Here is a 14,507-nt window from a genome sequence, read left to right as displayed (position 1 = left end):
CATTCCGTATTGCACTGAAATGCAATGAAATGTGGCACCCGGCACTCTGTCACGATGTTTCAGTTTTGACCAGCGGGGCGATTTTAGAGGCGCCTTTCGAGTAGAGTATTCTTTCCAGAAAAACACAGGGTTTCCGGAAAAGTGGAAGGCCTTCTTTCCTCACTCGTGCAGTCATGGATCTTCTGCGATATGCTGGGAATGATATCGCCATCCTGCACAAGGTCAGCACTGGCGCATGATGCACGCCGCGACAGGACATCATGACTGCTGACAGGGAAACATTCTTCCAGCCCGCACGCCTTGTTGCGCTGCAGACAGCACGATAGGACCATGTTCATGCTCAGATTGCTCATTCTCGTTATTCTTCTTGCGGTCCTGATCGTCTTTGCCCTGAGCAATACGGATCTGGAACCCATCTGGCTGGTCTCTTTTGGCTGGCATCTGTCGATCGGAACGCTGGTCCTCGGAGTGGGCGTAATCGCGCTTCTGTTCGGCTTCCTGATTGGCCTTATCGGCGACATGCAGCAGCGTTCACGCGCGCGTCGGGCCGAGCAGCATGTCCGCACACTGGAAAGCCAGCTGGTTGAGCTCCATCAGCGTCTCGACCGTCTGCAGAACCCGACAGCCCCCCTCCCCTCTTCCGGCGCTTCTGCCGTTTCTTCAGAGCCAAAGGTCTGATCTCCAGCATGTCACGCCGCACACGACTGATCGCAGCCCTCGATACCGCCTCGCGCACTCAGGCCCAGCACTGGGCAGATACCCTGAAAAATGACGTCGACGCCATCAAGCTCGGTCTCGAATTCACCTATGCCTGCGGGCTGGACGCCGTAAAGGCAGTGTCCGAGGGACATCGGCTGTTTCTGGACCTGAAGCTGCACGATATTCCTCATACGGTCGCGTCAGGCCTTTCCGCACTTGCTCCATTGAAACCGACCCTGACGACCATCCATGCCAGTGGTGGGATGGAAATGATTTCGCGTTCCAGAGACGCTCTGGAAGCCGCCTTTCCCGAACAGGCACAGCGCCCCAGACTGCTCGCGGTCACCGTCCTGACCAGCATGAATGCCGCAGGTCTGCTTGAGACCGGCGTAGATGCGACGCCTCAGGAACAGGTGCTCAGGCTCGGTAAACTGGCTATTCAGGCCGGAGCAGATGGCCTGATCTGCTCCGCACACGAAATAGCCCCTCTGCGCGATGCTCTGGGTGATGACCCCATCCTCGTTGTCCCCGGCATTCGTCCTGCGGGTAGCGCAGCGGACGATCAGAAACGGATCATGACGCCCGTTCAGGCCGCCAAAGCAGGAGCTGACTGGATTGTCGTAGGCAGGCCCATCACGAAAGCCGCCGATCCCGTTCTGGCCGCCAGAGCCATCATGGCAGACCTCGCCAGCGCATGACGGGCATCAAGATCTGTGGCATCCGTGATGTCCAGACGATGGAACTCTGTACCCGTCTGAAAGTGGACTGGGTCGGATTCGTGTTCTGCGAAACCTCCCCCAGAATTGTGACTGCCGATCAGGCATCACGATTGCATCAAAGTGTACCATCTACGAAGGAAAACGGTCCGCTGCGGGTGGGCCTTTTCGTCAAGGCAGACGACGGATTGATCGAACATGTTCTTCAGGCGGTTCCACTCGATATCCTTCAGATTTACGATACTGCTGACCGCGCGCTCGAAATCCAGTCCCGCTTCGGATGTCCTGTCTGGCGGGCCTGCGGTATTGCCTCACGTTCTGACCTGCCGACAGATCCGAAACTGTCAGGATATGTTATTGAAGCCCCGAAACAGCCACAGGATTGCCGTCCGGGCGGGCTCGGCCGCACCTTTGACTGGTCGTTGACACAGAATTGGACGCCTCCTTCATTCTGGATGCTCGCCGGCGGCCTGACCCCCCGGAATGTCCAGAACGCGATTCAGGAAAGTCAGTCCCCGGCAGTAGACGTTTCTTCAGGGGTTGAATCGTCCCCAGGCTGCAAATCTGCTGAACTGATTGAAAAATTTGTCGCAAATGCCCGAAAGGGACTTGATCTGACGTCAAACCTTTCGTAAACACCGCCTCGCTCGACAGGAGAGATGGCCGAGCGGCTTAAGGCGCACGCTTGGAAAGCGTGTGTACGTTAATAGCGTACCGTGGGTTCGAATCCCACTCTCTCCGCCAGCGATACCCCCACCATTAGTGACCGTTATTGACCAAGGGCAGCCAAATCTGCCCTTTTCCTCCATCTGGTTTGTGTCCATTAATGACCAGAACAAACCATGAACCACAATGCGAATGGGGGTATCAGTGGGGGTATCGTTTGAGAGCTGGGAGTATCGGTGCTGACAGACGTCGCAGTGCGCAAGGCCACACCGAAAGAATCGCCGTATAAGCTCAGTGATTCGCAAGGTCTCTATCTGCTGGTGAAGCCGAACGGGACGAAGCTCTGGCGCCTGAAATATTGCTTCGGGGGCAAAGAGAAGGCCTTGTCCTTCGGAGCCTATCCCGAGGCAAGCCTTATCAATGCCAGGCGCGCGCGGGAGAGTGCCCGTGAAGAGTTACGCAACGGGCAGGACCCTTCCCTCACCCGGCAGCAGAAACGCGCTGAGGCTGTACGGACAGACAATCAGTTCCGCACGGTGGCTCTTGCTTGGATAGCAGCGCACGGCAAGCAGTGGACGCCTCAGCATCGGTCCGAAGTTCAGGGCACACTGGAGCGCTTTGCCTTTCCGAAGATCGGTAGCCTGGCCCTCGACGCCATCACGGCCCCGATCGCTCTGGACGTTGTTCATTCCATCGAGAAGAAACAGGCTGGGGAACCGGATCATCCTCGAAGCCGCCGATCTGCGACCGGCTGAGCCAGCGGCTTGGATCGAAGCCGCCGTTGCGCAGCACAGCGGTCGATCGCCCCGAGACGCCGAACGCACCCGAAACAAGGCCGCATGGCTCGAAGGCGAAATGCTGGAAGGATTTTGATCATGAACCAGATCGGTCACCGCACATCCGCCATTGCTTCGAAGCGCCCCGACGCGGAATACACCCCGGCAAGCGGCGACATACGGGCCCTGATCGAGGCCAAGCGCGAAGGGTATCTTTGGCGCACTGACCTGACCCCCGATCGGGTCGCGTCCGTTCGCCAGCAACTCGCAGCAGCCGAAGTGGCTGCTCTTCCGTGCCTGCTGCTTGGCGTGAAGACCTGGCTTGGCCGCCTTGCGCAGTTCGTCACCAATGCCCCCGCCCCGGAAGCGCGATCAGCTCAGGCCGCGATTTTCGCCGAGGTTTGCTCGGACATCCCGGTCGGAGCATGGACGCCAGAAACCCGGATCGCATGGACCCGGCAGCCGGACCGCAACGGCTACCCCGTCGGCTCTCGCTGGCCAGCACCGGGCGAACTCTACGCGCATCTCCGGCCTTTCGCTGAGCAGATCCGATCCGAGGTCACTGGCCTGCGGGAGATCCTCGCTATGGCCGAGAAGCCGCGTGAGCCGGAGCGCAAGCGGCCTGATGCACAGGAGATGGCTCGGGCTGGTGCGCTGGCCGACGCCGTGATCCGGGAATTGCAGGCAGCAACGGGCGAAGGGATGAACCCATGACCGCCTTGCAGGGACGCTATCGTAGATCTCAGCCATTGTCGGATGCTATCGTCAGTGGAGATCAAATTCAGGGAAGCAAATGAGATGGAGCAGGCTGCAGACGATATCATAGGCGTCCATCACGTCGCCATCATAGCATCCGATTATCAGCGCTCCCGGCATTTTTATGTCGATGTGCTGGGCTGCGCCATCATCGCTGAAAACTTTCGCGCCGAGCGTGACTCTTGGAAGTGCGACCTTCGCGTGGGCAATTCTCAGCTCGAGTTATTCTCTTTTCCGGATGCGCCGGTTCGAACGTCAAGACCGGAAGCCTGTGGGCTGCGGCATCTGGCGTTTTGCGTAAAAGATGTCAGAGCCACGGTGCAGCGCTTGGCCAAGCATGGCGTCGAGTGTGAGCCTGTACGCACAGACCCTTACACCGGGCGCCTGTTTACATTTTTCTCAGATCCGGACGATCTGCCTTTGGAGCTGTACGCGGCGTAATGTCGCGCGGCAAAGGCAAGATCGCTCCCAAACCGGCCAAGCAGGACCTTCCCTCGAAGGTCTGCCCTGTCTGCGACCGGCCATTCACCTGGCGCAAGAAGTGGGCAAAGGACTGGAATCAGGTCCGATATTGTTCTGAGGCGTGTAAAGGCGCTCCAAAGTCATAAAATCCGTTGATTTCAAACTCTACGGACGATCTTGCGCTCAACCAAGTGCTACTAAAATTAGGAGAGCTTAATGCGCATCATTTTCGCATCCCTAACTGCAGTATTTCTCGCTGGGTGCAATTGTCAGTCGCATAAACCTCCGAAGCATGAAACGGCGGCCTGTATGAACTACCGGGCTATGATGACCGCACCGATGCCGCCAGATGCCATGCAGCGGCTTCAAGAGAAATGTACGGCCTCACGGCGATAACGTGACGGGGTCTTACCAGCCCCAACCTGGACCAAATCCGTAGCCTGGGCCGAAGCCGCCGCCCCAGGGGCCCCATTCACCCCAGTTCCACTGGGCGTCCTGATAATCCTGTGCGGTCATCTGCTGTTCGTCAGCGATATTCTGCTCTTGCCGATAGGCTTGATAACGTCCGTAAGCGGCCTGATCGCCGATGTATAGGCAGCCGCATACCGTTGGATCGGCGTAAACATAGCTCACTGTGTCGCCATGAATACGGCGGACAAAGTGATGTGCAGGCAGCTTATTGAGCATGGCAATTCGCTGTGGGGTCGAGGCGGGTTTCAATACAAACCCAGCTGCAGCGAGATGGTCTTCCTTTTGGGTCACCATCTGTTGAGGAGATTCACATGCAGAGAGAGCTGTAACGCAGAAGAGAGATGCTAAAAGTGCTTTTTTCATAATCGGACCATCCATGATCAGGACGTAATGGCGACAATTGCCTACAATAAGCGGTCATATGTATTGCTGGTTTCGTTTTGTGAAAATCTTTCATAAAAAACCGCCCCGAAGGGCGGTTCCGGTCTAATTTACAAAGTTCCTCGCCGAGCCTTTCGTTTCGGCGCTCGACACCAAACGGCTCACCAGCCTGACCCATAAAATATGAATATCGATTCGTATCCAAAATTATTATAGACAATCAAAAATTCAGTTAGCTATCCTCTACTGGCCCACTAAATGAAGTTGGGCGCAATGGAGGTTTTAGATGGCAAAGACACTACTTGCTGCTTCTGCAGGATTGGTCATGGTCGCATCTGCAATGTTCTCTGCTTCCGCACACACCCAGAAATCTTCGGTGTTGAGTTTGCAGCAAATTGCCCCTCAAGTGAATATCAATTACCCCAACGGGCAGACCTGTGCTGTTACAGCGTCAGGCATCGTTCTCGAATGCTGGAAAACCGGCACTAACCCGCCTTGAATGCAGGGTATTGATCAAGCATCCAGTATGGAAACCGCTCTTTAGAAGCGGTTTTTCTATTTTAGGACTTCTAGCCCAAACACCTCCTTGTACAGCTACCTACGCCTGTACTAACATCCACTCATGCCAGCAGCCCTGAAATCCCGCGCCGGACTCGGCGAGACGATCCGCCAGTTTTCGACACCGAAGACGGTCCGAAAAACGGCATTCATTACAGCCCGAGCGGAGGACAATTCACCGACGCCGGAACGGATGGCGAAGGAGGATTATGAGTGGCAGGGCAAGAAGCGGATCAAGCTGAATACCGTGAGCGCCCTGCACATGGCGGGAGACATCAACGGCGATGCAGTCACCGCCGCAAAATGGTGGATCTGCGATTATGTGTTCGCAAATCACGGATATCTGGATATTTTGAGTGATGTGCTGCCTTCCGATTACGTGAAGGGCGACGTCCACACGTTCGTCATTTCCCGCGGGAACGCTGCTGAACGAATTGGCATGATCCGCGATCGGCTTGGATTTTGCGCTCACGTTCGGCTGGAAATGATGCTGGCGAAGGAACTGTCATTCTCGGCGATGGCTGAGGCGTTGGTGCCTGACAAATCAGCGCATGGGCGGCGAATTGTGTCCGGCCAGTGCGCGCTGATCCTGGAGCAGCTTTGCGGAGCTTACGCAGGCGTCCGCAAAGAAATCAGCGACAGGATCGAGCGAAACAAAGCGCTTTTACTTGGACCCAGCGCCTGATACGGTTGGGCAACACTCAAGAATTGCGCCTGTAGCGCAAGACATTCTGGACAATCCGCCATGCCCTCACCCACCATCACAGCCGGTGATGTGGTGAGGTGGCGCGGATTGCTCCATGTGATTGCAGGAATACAATCAGGCAGCGCGGCTTTGTGTCCCGTTCTTCCGACAAGGACGGTCAGGCATCGCGCTGATATCCTGATTGAGTTTCCTGACACGCTGCATCTCGGTCTGGTTGATGGCGCGCTGATCCGGTGCAAGCCTTTCGTGTTTCATAATGCGCACAAGCTGACGAGAGACGGGGTTTTATCCCCTGCCCTTGTGTCCCGCGTTCAACGCGCGATCGGGCGGGAACTGGACGCACGTCGCGTTGAGGCCGGGTGCCCGAAATATCTGGTGAGGTAGTTATGGCGAGGAAGAAGGCGGAAGTCATTCCGGCACCTGCTCCACGCCCCACCGGGCGGCCCTCCATTTTCACGCAAGTGCTTTGGGACCGCGTCCTCTGTTTGATCGAAGAAGGACAGACAATCCGCGATATTGCGGCGATGGCCGACATGCCTGCGTGGGATACGATCAGGCGATGGATCAGGAATGACGAAACCTTATCGTCACAGTACGCCGATGCCTTGCGGGAAGCCGCATCGAGCATCAACGGCAAGCCCCTGATCGAGATCCACCAGCCAGTCAGTGCGGACGATCATCTGCGCGAGATCACGGTTGGATCGGTCAATAACGCCACGTTTCAGGCGCCCGACCTCATCGGGGAACTGGCGATCTGGGACGGAGACGCCATCAAGCGGATTCAGGACGGTTCCAAGCGGTGCGTGTCGGCTGGATACGCCTACGAGACCGTCCCTGAGACCGGTGAGATCAACGGTCAGCGCTACACGCTGAAGATGGTCAATATCCGCTTCAACCACCTTGCCCTGGTGGAAGAACCCCGCGTGAAGACCGCCATCATCGGCGACAGCGCGTCCCCCAACATCATGAAGGAAACGAGCATGGCTGCCCACAAGCCCATGTCTGCTGCGGCGAAGGTTGCAGCCGCTCTCAAGTCCGGCCGTCTCGCCATGGATGCGTCCGAGGAGGACATCAAGAAGTGCATGGACGAGGATAAAACCGACGACGACAAGAAGAAGGCCGAGGACGAGTCCGACGACGACAAGGATGGCAAGAAGGCGGAAGACGCCAAGGCCTGCGATGAGGACGACACGGACGACGATCAGGCGGCCGATGAAGATGATGACAAAAAGGACGAGAAGAAAGACGACAAGAAGGGCATGGATGCCGCTTCCGTCTCTCGCCTGATTGAAGACGCCGTCTCTAAGGAACGTCGCCGCAACAAGCAGGCGCAGGACGCCCGAGAGGCCGTCCGCCCCCTCGTCGGTGATGTCGTCGGCATGGACAGCGCGGGCGGGCGACATCTATCGCTACGCCCTCAAGCAGATCGGACAGGACGCAGCCAGCGTTCACGAAAGCGCCCTGCCCGCCCTCGTCAGCATGGCAATCAATGCCAAGCGTCCCGAGCGTCCAGCCCGTCTCGCGGCTGACAGCGCCATCGACACTGTTTCCCCTCTGGCGGGCGCCTCTGCTCGCCGCAAAGCGTAAGGAGCGGCCCCGATGGGTTTCCCTACCAAGATCAATTACACTTGGGGCAAGGGCTTTCCGGGCGGCATCGCTTCAGGGCGTGCAGAAGAACTGGATGGCCCGGCTGCTGAAACGGGTGCTGAGGCGTGGCGCACAGATGCAGATGAATATTGGTTTTCTGGAAGGCGCGACGTATTCCAAGGGAAAATCGGCGGATCGGGATAAAAGCGGGCTTGCCCCTGGAGCTGCATATGCCGATGGCTTGCCAGTAGCCGCCATTGCTTATCAGAATGAGTTTGGCGGCCAGATTGATGTCCCCGAGCGCGAGCAGAAGATCTATCGCTCAGTCGCTGCTGATGGGTCCTTTCGCAAAAATGGGAAATTCGTCAAAGCCAAATCGTCCAATTTTGAAACGACGCATACCGTTCCGGCCCATACAACCACCATCCCGGCTCGCCCATTCATGCGCAACGCCATCGCCAATAACCGAGACCAGTGGCCCGCTCTCCTTGCCGCCGCTCTCAAGCAGGCAAAGGGCGATCTGGACAAGGCTCTCGATATAGCGGCGGAAGCTATTGTCGGTCAGGTTCAGGAAGAAATTCGGAACCTCGGCGATCCTCCCAATGCCCCTTCGACAATTCGTTCAAAGGGCTTCGACAAGCCCTTGATCGATACCGGACACATGCTGAACAGCGTCGGATACGAGGTGGTCAGTGATTAACGTTTTCGGGATCTCTCACTCGGTTACGAACGCGGTCAATCCGCCCATTCAGGCCATTCTCAAGGTCTCAGACGCCGAGACGGTCAACGCCGATTTCAGCGTGACGCCGAGCACTCTGGAAATCCCAAGGTGCAGGCTCTCAGCGCATCCGACCTCCAGCACCTGCAGAACATCAACCAGTCCTCCGACATGCGTGCCGTCTATCTGAAGGGCGGCATCAAGGGGCTGAACAGGGCCCTGAAAACGGGTGGCGATATTCTGCACTTCTACGGGTCGGACTGGCTCGTGACTCATGTTCTTGAAGAATGGGGATACGGCCAATGGTCGAAACTTGCGGTGACGCGCCAGACTTCGCCAGCTCCGGAATAACATTCACCCCCACGGACAGCGCGCTCTATCAGGCTCTGGGTGAGTATCTGAAGACGGTGCTCCCCTCGCCTTTCCGGATAAAGCAGGGCCAGCAGAACAGAACGCCCTCCCCGGTTGGCCCGTACTGCGTGATGCAGCTCATCACCACGCGTCTGCTGGCTACGAACGGCTAATCCTACACGGACGTTTCTCGTGTCGTCACGGAATTGCGTGAGGTCACGGTGCAGGTCAGCGCATTCGGCACGGGCGCCGGTGATGCTCTCAAGCAGGTCTGCGGTCTCTGGCGCGATTTCTACACGACGGACTGGTTCCAGGCCTATGCGCCGATCCTGTCGCCCCTCTCCGCCGCAGAGCCGCGCCAGCTTGGTTTCGTGAACGGTGAGGCTCAGTACGAGGACGCCTGGTCCGTCGATCTGAAAATGCAGGTCAACTACCAGCGCACCATCCCCCAGCAGTTCGCCGACAAAATCACGGTCACGACCTACGCGGCCGACCTTCCCCCTACGCAGGAGTAACAGCCAGTGGCTGGCATCCCCATTTCACAAGTGGTTTCCGTCACCCCGAGCGCGCTGACTGCGGCTGGTGGTGTGGCGTTCATCAACGGCCTGATCATCACCGAGAACACCGCAGTGGTTCCGGCTGAAAGCGTCGTATCCTACTCGCTGGCGTCTGACGTTGCCAAGGCTTTTGGTGCGACTTTCACGGAAGCCCAGATGGCCGCAGTCTATTTTTCTGGCTACGTCGGTGCCACCGAGACGCCCAGCACGCTGTATTTCTCTGGGTACACGGCGGGAACCGCCTTCCCGGATTATATGAATGCCCTGATCAGCACGTCTCAGGATTTCGCGGGTTTCACGACGGCATTCGAACCCGTCCTGGCTGATAAGCAGGCGATCGCCACATGGGTCAGTGAGCAGAAAGACCGCTTCTGGTATGCCGCGTGGGATACGGACGCGCAGGCGACTACGCAAAACAGCACTGGGGCGTTTGGCGTTTGGCTGGCATCGCAGAACCTCGACGGTACCAGCGTTTTCTACAAGGACCCGCTCGTGGCGGCCGGGGCGCTTGGCTGGATGGCCTCGCTGGCCTTTGACGCGACGAACGGGCGAAAGAACCTGTTGGGCTGCCAGTTCTCCGGCGTCACAGCTTCCGTCACAGACGGCGCAACGGCCAGCACTCTGGCAGCCAACGGCTACTCCTTCTATGGCATGCACGCCAACGGACTGGGCCGGTTTACCTTCCTGCGCGGTGGCATGGTGTCGGGTCAGTTCAAGTGGGCTGACAGCTATATCAACCAGATCTGGATGAATGCGTCCTTCCAGTCTGACATGCTCACGCTCCTGCTTTCGGCGGGCAACATCCCGTACAACACGCAGGGAGACGCCCTGATCTCCGCCGCCGGGCAGGATACGATCAACCAAGCGATTGCCTTCGGCGCAATCCGCGCAGGCGTGACGCTCACGGTTGCCGAGGCTCAGGAGGTCAACAACGCGGCCGGCCTGCCTGCCAATCGCCAGCACGCTTCAGACGCGCGGGTGGTACTTCCAGCCCAATGCCTCGACCGCGCCTGCTGCTGATCGTGTGGCCCGAACGTCGCCCCCCTGTAAGTTCTGGTACACCGACGGCCAGTCCGTGCAGTCCATCAACCTTGCTTCCGTTGAGGTGCAGTAATGTCCGGAATTATCACTTCGGCTGACGGAATTTTTGTTCTCACCGTCACGGCTCTATGGAATGCTCCGCTGGTGCTCGAGAACTGGGCGACAGACCGTGCTTGGGAAACCGAGGCGGTCGAGATGGCTGAGTTCCGTATGTCGATTGACGGCAAGCTGAATAAAGGCTTCGTGCCCCGGCCGGTCACCCAATCGCTCAATTTCTCCGCCGGGTCTTCCAGCCTGCCCTATTTTGAGGCTCTCATCACAGGGCAGCGCAAGGGACGGCAGATTTATACCCTCGGGACAGAGCTGACGCTGCCGAGCCTGGGACGAAAGTACACCTTTATCAACGGCGGCCTCGGGACTGGCAGCGTTGCGCCAAACGGCGGCGGCGTGCTTGAAGACCGTGCGTTCTCGATTACGTGGGAAGATGTTTTCCCGGCAGGTATCTGATAAAGAGTCATTGAGTGGACCCCCGCCTCCGGGGCTGATCTGGGCAAGCGCTTCACGATCACCCGCATGCCTGCCTTTGCCGCCGACAAGTGGGCTCGGCACACCATCAAAGCTCTAATTAAGGCCGGGGCCAAGATCCCCGACACCGCGATGGAAGCGGGGATTGTGGGCATGGGCGGCGTCGCCATGCAGATGTTCGGCTTCATGGACAATGACGACTGCGATGCAGCCTTTCAGGCGCTTCTGGACTGCGTCCAGATCCAGCGGCCGGGAGGCATGCCAGCGCGTATTCTGGATCTGGATATTGATGATCCGTAGACCTTGAGCGATCTCCGCACGGAGGCGTTCAAGCTGCATGTGGGTTTCTTCAAGGCCGCCGCGCTCCAGATTTCCCCGCTCGCGGCGGCCCTGTTCCCACAGACAAGTCCCGAAAACCCGCCCGCTGCGTGAATATGTCCGCCATCATGGGGCGCGTGCTCGGATCAGGCCAAGCCACGCTCCATGAGCTTCAGACGGTCTATGATAGCGAGGATATGCTGTTGATGGACGAAACCGCCATGGTTTGGCGGTATAATGGCTAAGGAAAATCTGCCATGAAACTCAAGATTATGCATGTAGTCGGGCGTCTGCTCGGTATCCCGTTCAAAGCAAACGGGATACCTTACAGCGCCAGAAATAAGCCCGAGCCCCCTGCCGAGATAAAAGCCTTATCCTTCGGAGGCTGTTCTACAAACGAATTGCATATCAATGGAGATTGTTCGATGGCGGGGTCTCTGGCAGATCGTCTTCCCTGACGAGTGTGTATCCCTCCAAATGATATCTTCCTGCTGGAAGCCTCCCAGGTTGGTGACACTGCGGACACTTTGCCCCGGGTATATTGACTGCGCCATTTACGGTCAGTCCTTCTGGCCATTCAAGCGTCGCTGTTAGATTTTGACCGCACTCGCATTTATACTCGTAGGTCGCTTGAACCGAACTTTTGCCTTCGATCTTTCCGGTCTTCAAATGGAGAGTAAATGTGTTGCTCACGAAATCTCTCCTTTCTAGATGGCACAAGCACAGCATCTGTCCCGGAGTCCGGTCAAACCTTCCGGGGCAAACGAATTACGCCCTTCTTCATCCGCTCCGCCAATTTAGGAAAGACCTCAGCGAAAGGTCGCATCACAGCAAAATCAGCCTCAGTTAGTTCAGGGCTGTCCGGATCGGAGGCGATCGTTTCGGGCGCTTCATCTACAGAAAAGCGTTCCGCAATCGTGCGCTTCTGCCGATCCTCTTCAGGCATCAAACCGCCGCCTCAACGATAGCATCCTGCACAAACTGATTCAGGCTGACGCCCTTGGCAGCGGCAGCCGTCACAGCGCGCGCGTGGATGTCCTCGGATATGCGGACCTGAAACTTGCCGGAATAGTGCTTCACAGGATCGATCCCCTTCTCTGCACACATCTCCAGAAACACCCGCAGTGAAGTCTCGCCTTCCCGGACCAGACGCTCCACGCTGTCTGCATAGAAATCCGCACCACCGTTCAGCCCAAGAAACTCGCCCCTGAACATGCCGAGATCCGGATCGAACTGAATGACGGCCCGATGGCCGCCGATGGTCATGGTGTTGTTCATGGCTTCACTCCATTCTCTTCAAGCCATTTCCGAACAGAGGCAACGGCTCCCTTGTCGGTGTTCGGTTTCGGGTGCGGCCGGTGAAAAACCCGGACCTCGCCGAACAGGAACACACCGACGCGGGAGCCTTCCCGCTCCGAGATTTCCGCACCGAGCGACACGAACAGGGCCTCAATATCGTCCCATGCGACATTGCCAGATACGGGGCGCTTGAAGATCAGTTCCAGAGTGCGGCGCGGCGGTGCTTGGCTTTCATGTGAAGTTTAGTACCGGAAACTGGCACCTAGTGCAACCATTAAATGGTACCAATTCATGGAAGGGCGGAGTCTGGTCAAACTTGGGAAGGTGAATCATAGGTTTAGGGGGTAAGGCGCCTTTTAAGTGAAGCTACTTTCTTCTGATTTGCAGCGGTCGGGAAAAGCCCAGCAAGCTCAGATGCACATTGGTAGGCGTCGGTTGGACGCTTCAATCTTTCGAAAATTGCAATCTTGGCACTTAAGGCTGACTTTTTGTTGCATTTCTCGTCAGAGAATTGTGCTGGATGAGCGCTTTCTACGCAGAGAAGCATTTCTTCTAGAAGAGCCGTATCGGTGATGGTTGGCTTAAATTTTAGAATTTTATCGACACGACCACAAACAATATAGAGATTTCCTTTATGTAGCTCAGCATCAATATAAGATTTTCCGTTGTCGATCTCACCAGAAAATGAAAAAGAGAAGTAGCCTAACTCTTGATCTGACAAGATTATTTTCTTTTGTTCGGGGATTATTTTTTGAATATCATTCAACTTGTAGTCGTCAGTCATGAAGAATGCTATCTGCTCCCCACACTCTATAGAGAACAAAGCAACTTCACGCTTATGGTCAACAGTCGAGCCTTTGATGGCGCCCACTTTTCCATCGTCTGAAATGGCGCAGGAACTGAAAAAACCTGAAAGAGTTAAGCGACGCACCTGGCCGGCAGACACAAGATATAGCGTCGACGTATCGCACGTCTTATTTTCATTGGTCCAATTAGTGTAGACAAAACAAAAATTTCCAGAATTAGATAAGGCAATTTTGTGGAAACGAAGACCAAAAGTATCCTGCGGGTAGGAAAAAGCGCGCTTATTATCGTGAAATAAGATATAATTTGATGAAGCATCATTATGAATTATATCTATTTTCCACCGACCATCCGGTGATATGGCGAGATAATCGGGGGCATTTTTTATATCTGAGTACGATATAGTTACTTGAAAAACGCCTTTATTTTCTTTCTTGAAAAACCTTGGCCACTTCATCTCTTACGCCCCCTCATTTTTGAAAAGGTGCGGGTTCAAAAAGAGTCGCGTCAATCCTTCACTGCTTTCAGCCCCTTCTGGATCAGGCGGCGGATCATCTGCCTGTATAGGTAGGATCTATTGAACGTAATTTTTCCGAATTTCTGTCTAAAGCATCCTCTAATTCGGCCAACCTTTTAATAATGAGCCCTTGTGCAAATTTGGTTGCTCCTCCCAACTCAAGAAGTAGCGTTGATCTTTCCCACTCCATTTTCCCCAAACGTGAGCGCAATTCACCAATTCTCGACCGTTCGGATTGCTCTTCTTGACTGACCTTGGATTTTTTCAAGAGCCATTTTGCATCATCAGGCTCATCATCAGCTACACTCTCTGCCAGCCGCTGGGCAATTTCAGCGTTCATAGACTGCCCTTTTTTAGCGGCGATCTCTCTAATCGCCTGAAGGAGGTCAGCATCGAGACGAACTGTAATCGAGCGGGTGGGTGAATCGGTCATAAGCTGAAGGTAACGTGAGTGCAAAAAAAAGTCTTGCACTCAGTTAAGCACTCATGTCATGCTTATTTTGCACCCAAAGAGTGCATGGAGTAAGACATGAAAGAAATAACAACCCTCACAATGCGCATTGATCGCGATTTGCTTCGGGCACTCAAGATACGAGCGG

General features: G+C 56.0%; 27 protein-coding genes, 1 tRNA gene and 1 pseudogene. 23 read left to right on the top strand and 6 right to left on the bottom strand.

Features of this window, described 5'->3' with window-relative positions:
* Window positions 1–336: 336 nt before the first annotated feature.
* From HK22_RS03190 to HK22_RS03155, 8 genes are all read left to right on the top strand, one after another.
* The gene (locus HK22_RS03190) at window positions 337–678 is read left to right on the top strand and encodes a LapA family protein (RefSeq protein ID WP_086648330.1); all 342 of its coding nucleotides are present in this window, start codon (window positions 337–339) and stop codon (window positions 676–678) included.
* 8 nt (window positions 679–686) lie between these two features.
* Window positions 687–1,397, top strand: a complete 711-nt coding sequence (gene pyrF / locus HK22_RS03185; protein ID WP_086648329.1) for an orotidine-5'-phosphate decarboxylase — start codon at window positions 687–689, stop codon at window positions 1,395–1,397.
* Window positions 1,394–2,050: a phosphoribosylanthranilate isomerase gene (locus HK22_RS03180; protein ID WP_086648328.1), complete on the top strand. Its 657-nt coding sequence runs from the start codon at window positions 1,394–1,396 to the stop codon at window positions 2,048–2,050. Before pyrF ends, HK22_RS03180 begins: the two co-directional genes overlap by 4 nt.
* An 18-nt stretch (window positions 2,051–2,068) precedes the next feature.
* Window positions 2,069–2,159 (top strand) — tRNA-Ser (locus HK22_RS03175).
* A 158-nt stretch (window positions 2,160–2,317) separates the two neighbouring features.
* A complete protein-coding gene (locus HK22_RS03170; RefSeq protein ID WP_158093534.1) occupies window positions 2,318–2,836 on the top strand; it encodes an integrase arm-type DNA-binding domain-containing protein in 519 nt (172 codons plus the stop codon).
* 84 nt (window positions 2,837–2,920) lie between these two features.
* Entirely contained in the window at window positions 2,921–3,571 is a 651-nt protein-coding gene (locus HK22_RS03165) for a hypothetical protein (RefSeq protein WP_143412379.1), read from the top strand.
* An 84-nt stretch (window positions 3,572–3,655) separates the two neighbouring features.
* The gene (locus HK22_RS03160) at window positions 3,656–4,054 is read left to right on the top strand and encodes a VOC family protein (protein WP_198945471.1); all 399 of its coding nucleotides are present in this window, start codon (window positions 3,656–3,658) and stop codon (window positions 4,052–4,054) included.
* The gene (locus HK22_RS03155) at window positions 4,054–4,221 is read left to right on the top strand and encodes a DUF2256 domain-containing protein (protein WP_086648325.1); all 168 of its coding nucleotides are present in this window, start codon (window positions 4,054–4,056) and stop codon (window positions 4,219–4,221) included. Before HK22_RS03160 ends, HK22_RS03155 begins: the two co-directional genes overlap by 1 nt.
* Before the next feature lie 262 nt (window positions 4,222–4,483).
* Here the strand turns inward: HK22_RS03155 and HK22_RS03145 are convergent, their stop codons facing one another.
* A complete protein-coding gene (locus HK22_RS03145; RefSeq protein WP_086648323.1) occupies window positions 4,484–4,909 on the bottom strand; it encodes a hypothetical protein in 426 nt (141 codons plus the stop codon).
* A 304-nt stretch (window positions 4,910–5,213) separates the two neighbouring features.
* On the opposite strand from HK22_RS03145, the gene HK22_RS14930 reads away from it, so the two are divergent.
* The 15 genes and pseudogenes from HK22_RS14930 (at window position 5,214) to HK22_RS14920 (ending at window position 11,746) form a co-directional block, all read left to right on the top strand.
* Entirely contained in the window at window positions 5,214–5,426 is a 213-nt protein-coding gene (locus HK22_RS14930; RefSeq protein WP_143412378.1) for a DUF3551 domain-containing protein, read from the top strand.
* Between the two features lie 123 nt (window positions 5,427–5,549).
* Window positions 5,550–6,170, top strand: a complete 621-nt coding sequence (locus HK22_RS03140) for a hypothetical protein (RefSeq protein WP_086648322.1) — start codon at window positions 5,550–5,552, stop codon at window positions 6,168–6,170.
* A gap of 60 nt (window positions 6,171–6,230) precedes the next feature.
* Window positions 6,231–6,575 carry a hypothetical protein gene (locus HK22_RS03135; RefSeq protein WP_143412377.1) on the top strand — a complete coding sequence of 115 codons (345 nt, stop codon included), beginning with the start codon at window positions 6,231–6,233 and terminating at the stop codon, window positions 6,573–6,575.
* 2 nt (window positions 6,576–6,577) lie between these two features.
* A complete protein-coding gene (locus tag HK22_RS03130) occupies window positions 6,578–7,720 on the top strand; it encodes a DUF2213 domain-containing protein (RefSeq protein ID WP_086648321.1) in 1,143 nt (380 codons plus the stop codon).
* Between the two features lie 152 nt (window positions 7,721–7,872).
* Entirely contained in the window at window positions 7,873–8,478 is a 606-nt protein-coding gene (locus tag HK22_RS03125; protein ID WP_198945470.1) for a hypothetical protein, read from the top strand.
* Window positions 8,479–8,607: 129 nt separating this feature from the next.
* Complete coding sequence (locus HK22_RS03120) at window positions 8,608–8,847, top strand: hypothetical protein (RefSeq protein ID WP_086648320.1); 240 nt, start codon at window positions 8,608–8,610, stop codon at window positions 8,845–8,847.
* Window positions 8,799–9,020: a hypothetical protein gene (locus tag HK22_RS14925; RefSeq protein ID WP_143412376.1), complete on the top strand. Its 222-nt coding sequence runs from the start codon at window positions 8,799–8,801 to the stop codon at window positions 9,018–9,020. Before HK22_RS03120 ends, HK22_RS14925 begins: the two co-directional genes overlap by 49 nt.
* Before the next feature lie 18 nt (window positions 9,021–9,038).
* Window positions 9,039–9,362: pseudogene (locus tag HK22_RS03115) on the top strand (LIC_12616 family protein); the annotation flags it as partial.
* A 6-nt stretch (window positions 9,363–9,368) separates the two neighbouring features.
* A complete protein-coding gene (locus HK22_RS03110) occupies window positions 9,369–10,424 on the top strand; it encodes a DUF3383 family protein (protein ID WP_086648318.1) in 1,056 nt (351 codons plus the stop codon).
* Window positions 10,351–10,518 (top strand): DUF3383 family protein, encoded by a 168-nt coding sequence (locus HK22_RS15565; RefSeq protein ID WP_408872054.1) that lies wholly within the window; start codon window positions 10,351–10,353, stop codon window positions 10,516–10,518. The genes HK22_RS03110 and HK22_RS15565 overlap by 74 nt, the downstream gene beginning before the upstream one ends.
* Complete coding sequence (locus HK22_RS03105; RefSeq protein WP_086648317.1) at window positions 10,518–10,952, top strand: phage tail fiber protein; 435 nt, start codon at window positions 10,518–10,520, stop codon at window positions 10,950–10,952. Before HK22_RS15565 ends, HK22_RS03105 begins: the two co-directional genes overlap by 1 nt.
* Before the next feature lie 9 nt (window positions 10,953–10,961).
* The gene (locus HK22_RS03100) at window positions 10,962–11,270 is read left to right on the top strand and encodes a phage tail assembly chaperone (protein ID WP_369827200.1); all 309 of its coding nucleotides are present in this window, start codon (window positions 10,962–10,964) and stop codon (window positions 11,268–11,270) included.
* 3 nt (window positions 11,271–11,273) lie between these two features.
* On the top strand, window positions 11,274–11,402 hold the full coding sequence (locus HK22_RS15430) for a hypothetical protein (RefSeq protein WP_255376031.1): 129 nt from the start codon (window positions 11,274–11,276) through the stop codon (window positions 11,400–11,402).
* Window positions 11,399–11,533, top strand: a complete 135-nt coding sequence (locus HK22_RS15425; RefSeq protein WP_255376030.1) for a hypothetical protein — start codon at window positions 11,399–11,401, stop codon at window positions 11,531–11,533. Before HK22_RS15430 ends, HK22_RS15425 begins: the two co-directional genes overlap by 4 nt.
* A 12-nt stretch (window positions 11,534–11,545) precedes the next feature.
* Window positions 11,546–11,746, top strand: coding sequence for a hypothetical protein (locus HK22_RS14920; RefSeq protein ID WP_143412374.1), 201 nt, complete (start codon window positions 11,546–11,548; stop codon window positions 11,744–11,746).
* Between the two features lie 287 nt (window positions 11,747–12,033).
* Here HK22_RS14920 and HK22_RS03095 read toward each other — a convergent pair whose 3' ends face one another.
* The 5 genes from HK22_RS03095 to HK22_RS03075 all read right to left on the bottom strand — a co-directional run bounded on the left by HK22_RS03095 (window position 12,034) and on the right by HK22_RS03075 (window position 14,341).
* Window positions 12,034–12,234: a hypothetical protein gene (locus tag HK22_RS03095; protein ID WP_086648315.1), complete on the bottom strand. Its 201-nt coding sequence runs from the start codon at window positions 12,232–12,234 to the stop codon at window positions 12,034–12,036.
* Entirely contained in the window at window positions 12,234–12,566 is a 333-nt protein-coding gene (locus tag HK22_RS03090) for a type II toxin-antitoxin system HicB family antitoxin (RefSeq protein WP_086648314.1), read from the bottom strand. Before HK22_RS03090 ends, HK22_RS03095 begins: the two co-directional genes overlap by 1 nt.
* Entirely contained in the window at window positions 12,563–12,793 is a 231-nt protein-coding gene (locus tag HK22_RS03085) for a type II toxin-antitoxin system HicA family toxin (RefSeq protein ID WP_086648313.1), read from the bottom strand. Before HK22_RS03085 ends, HK22_RS03090 begins: the two co-directional genes overlap by 4 nt.
* Before the next feature lie 131 nt (window positions 12,794–12,924).
* Window positions 12,925–13,848, bottom strand: a complete 924-nt coding sequence (locus tag HK22_RS14915; RefSeq protein WP_143412373.1) for a hypothetical protein — start codon at window positions 13,846–13,848, stop codon at window positions 12,925–12,927.
* Between the two features lie 94 nt (window positions 13,849–13,942).
* Window positions 13,943–14,341, bottom strand: coding sequence for an Arc family DNA-binding protein (locus HK22_RS03075; RefSeq protein WP_143412372.1), 399 nt, complete (start codon window positions 14,339–14,341; stop codon window positions 13,943–13,945).
* Window positions 14,342–14,507: the final 166 nt, after the last annotated feature.

Source organism: Gluconobacter sp. DsW_056 (assembly GCF_002153595.1).
Classification (GTDB): Bacteria; Pseudomonadota; Alphaproteobacteria; order Acetobacterales; family Acetobacteraceae; genus Gluconobacter; species Gluconobacter albidus.
Note: the sequence above shows the minus strand (reverse complement) of the source record. Positions and strands in the feature narration are given on the sequence as shown.

What these genes read in the sequence shown, in the direction of transcription:
- HK22_RS03190 (WP_086648330.1), top strand. Translation starts at nt 337, where the DNA reads ATGCTCAGATTGCTCATTCTCGTTATTCTTCTTGCGGTCCTGATCGTC.
- pyrF (WP_086648329.1), top strand. Translation starts at nt 687, where the DNA reads ATGTCACGCCGCACACGACTGATCGCAGCCCTCGATACCGCCTCGCGC.
- HK22_RS03180 (WP_086648328.1), top strand. Translation starts at nt 1,394, where the DNA reads ATGACGGGCATCAAGATCTGTGGCATCCGTGATGTCCAGACGATGGAA.
- HK22_RS03165 (WP_143412379.1), top strand. Translation starts at nt 2,921, where the DNA reads ATGGCTCGAAGGCGAAATGCTGGAAGGATTTTGATCATGAACCAGATC.
- HK22_RS03160 (WP_198945471.1), top strand. Translation starts at nt 3,656, where the DNA reads ATGGAGCAGGCTGCAGACGATATCATAGGCGTCCATCACGTCGCCATC.
- HK22_RS03155 (WP_086648325.1), top strand. Translation starts at nt 4,054, where the DNA reads ATGTCGCGCGGCAAAGGCAAGATCGCTCCCAAACCGGCCAAGCAGGAC.
- HK22_RS03145 (WP_086648323.1), bottom strand. Translation starts at nt 4,909, where the DNA reads ATGAAAAAAGCACTTTTAGCATCTCTCTTCTGCGTTACAGCTCTCTCT.
- HK22_RS14930 (WP_143412378.1), top strand. Translation starts at nt 5,214, where the DNA reads ATGGCAAAGACACTACTTGCTGCTTCTGCAGGATTGGTCATGGTCGCA.
- HK22_RS03140 (WP_086648322.1), top strand. Translation starts at nt 5,550, where the DNA reads ATGCCAGCAGCCCTGAAATCCCGCGCCGGACTCGGCGAGACGATCCGC.
- HK22_RS03135 (WP_143412377.1), top strand. Translation starts at nt 6,231, where the DNA reads ATGCCCTCACCCACCATCACAGCCGGTGATGTGGTGAGGTGGCGCGGA.
- HK22_RS03130 (WP_086648321.1), top strand. Translation starts at nt 6,578, where the DNA reads ATGGCGAGGAAGAAGGCGGAAGTCATTCCGGCACCTGCTCCACGCCCC.
- HK22_RS03125 (WP_198945470.1), top strand. Translation starts at nt 7,873, where the DNA reads ATGGCCCGGCTGCTGAAACGGGTGCTGAGGCGTGGCGCACAGATGCAG.
- HK22_RS14925 (WP_143412376.1), top strand. Translation starts at nt 8,799, where the DNA reads ATGGTCGAAACTTGCGGTGACGCGCCAGACTTCGCCAGCTCCGGAATA.
- HK22_RS03105 (WP_086648317.1), top strand. Translation starts at nt 10,518, where the DNA reads ATGTCCGGAATTATCACTTCGGCTGACGGAATTTTTGTTCTCACCGTC.
- HK22_RS14920 (WP_143412374.1), top strand. Translation starts at nt 11,546, where the DNA reads ATGAAACTCAAGATTATGCATGTAGTCGGGCGTCTGCTCGGTATCCCG.
- HK22_RS03095 (WP_086648315.1), bottom strand. Translation starts at nt 12,234, where the DNA reads ATGCCTGAAGAGGATCGGCAGAAGCGCACGATTGCGGAACGCTTTTCT.
- HK22_RS03090 (WP_086648314.1), bottom strand. Translation starts at nt 12,566, where the DNA reads ATGAACAACACCATGACCATCGGCGGCCATCGGGCCGTCATTCAGTTC.
- HK22_RS14915 (WP_143412373.1), bottom strand. Translation starts at nt 13,848, where the DNA reads ATGAAGTGGCCAAGGTTTTTCAAGAAAGAAAATAAAGGCGTTTTTCAA.
- HK22_RS03075 (WP_143412372.1), bottom strand. Translation starts at nt 14,341, where the DNA reads ATGACCGATTCACCCACCCGCTCGATTACAGTTCGTCTCGATGCTGAC.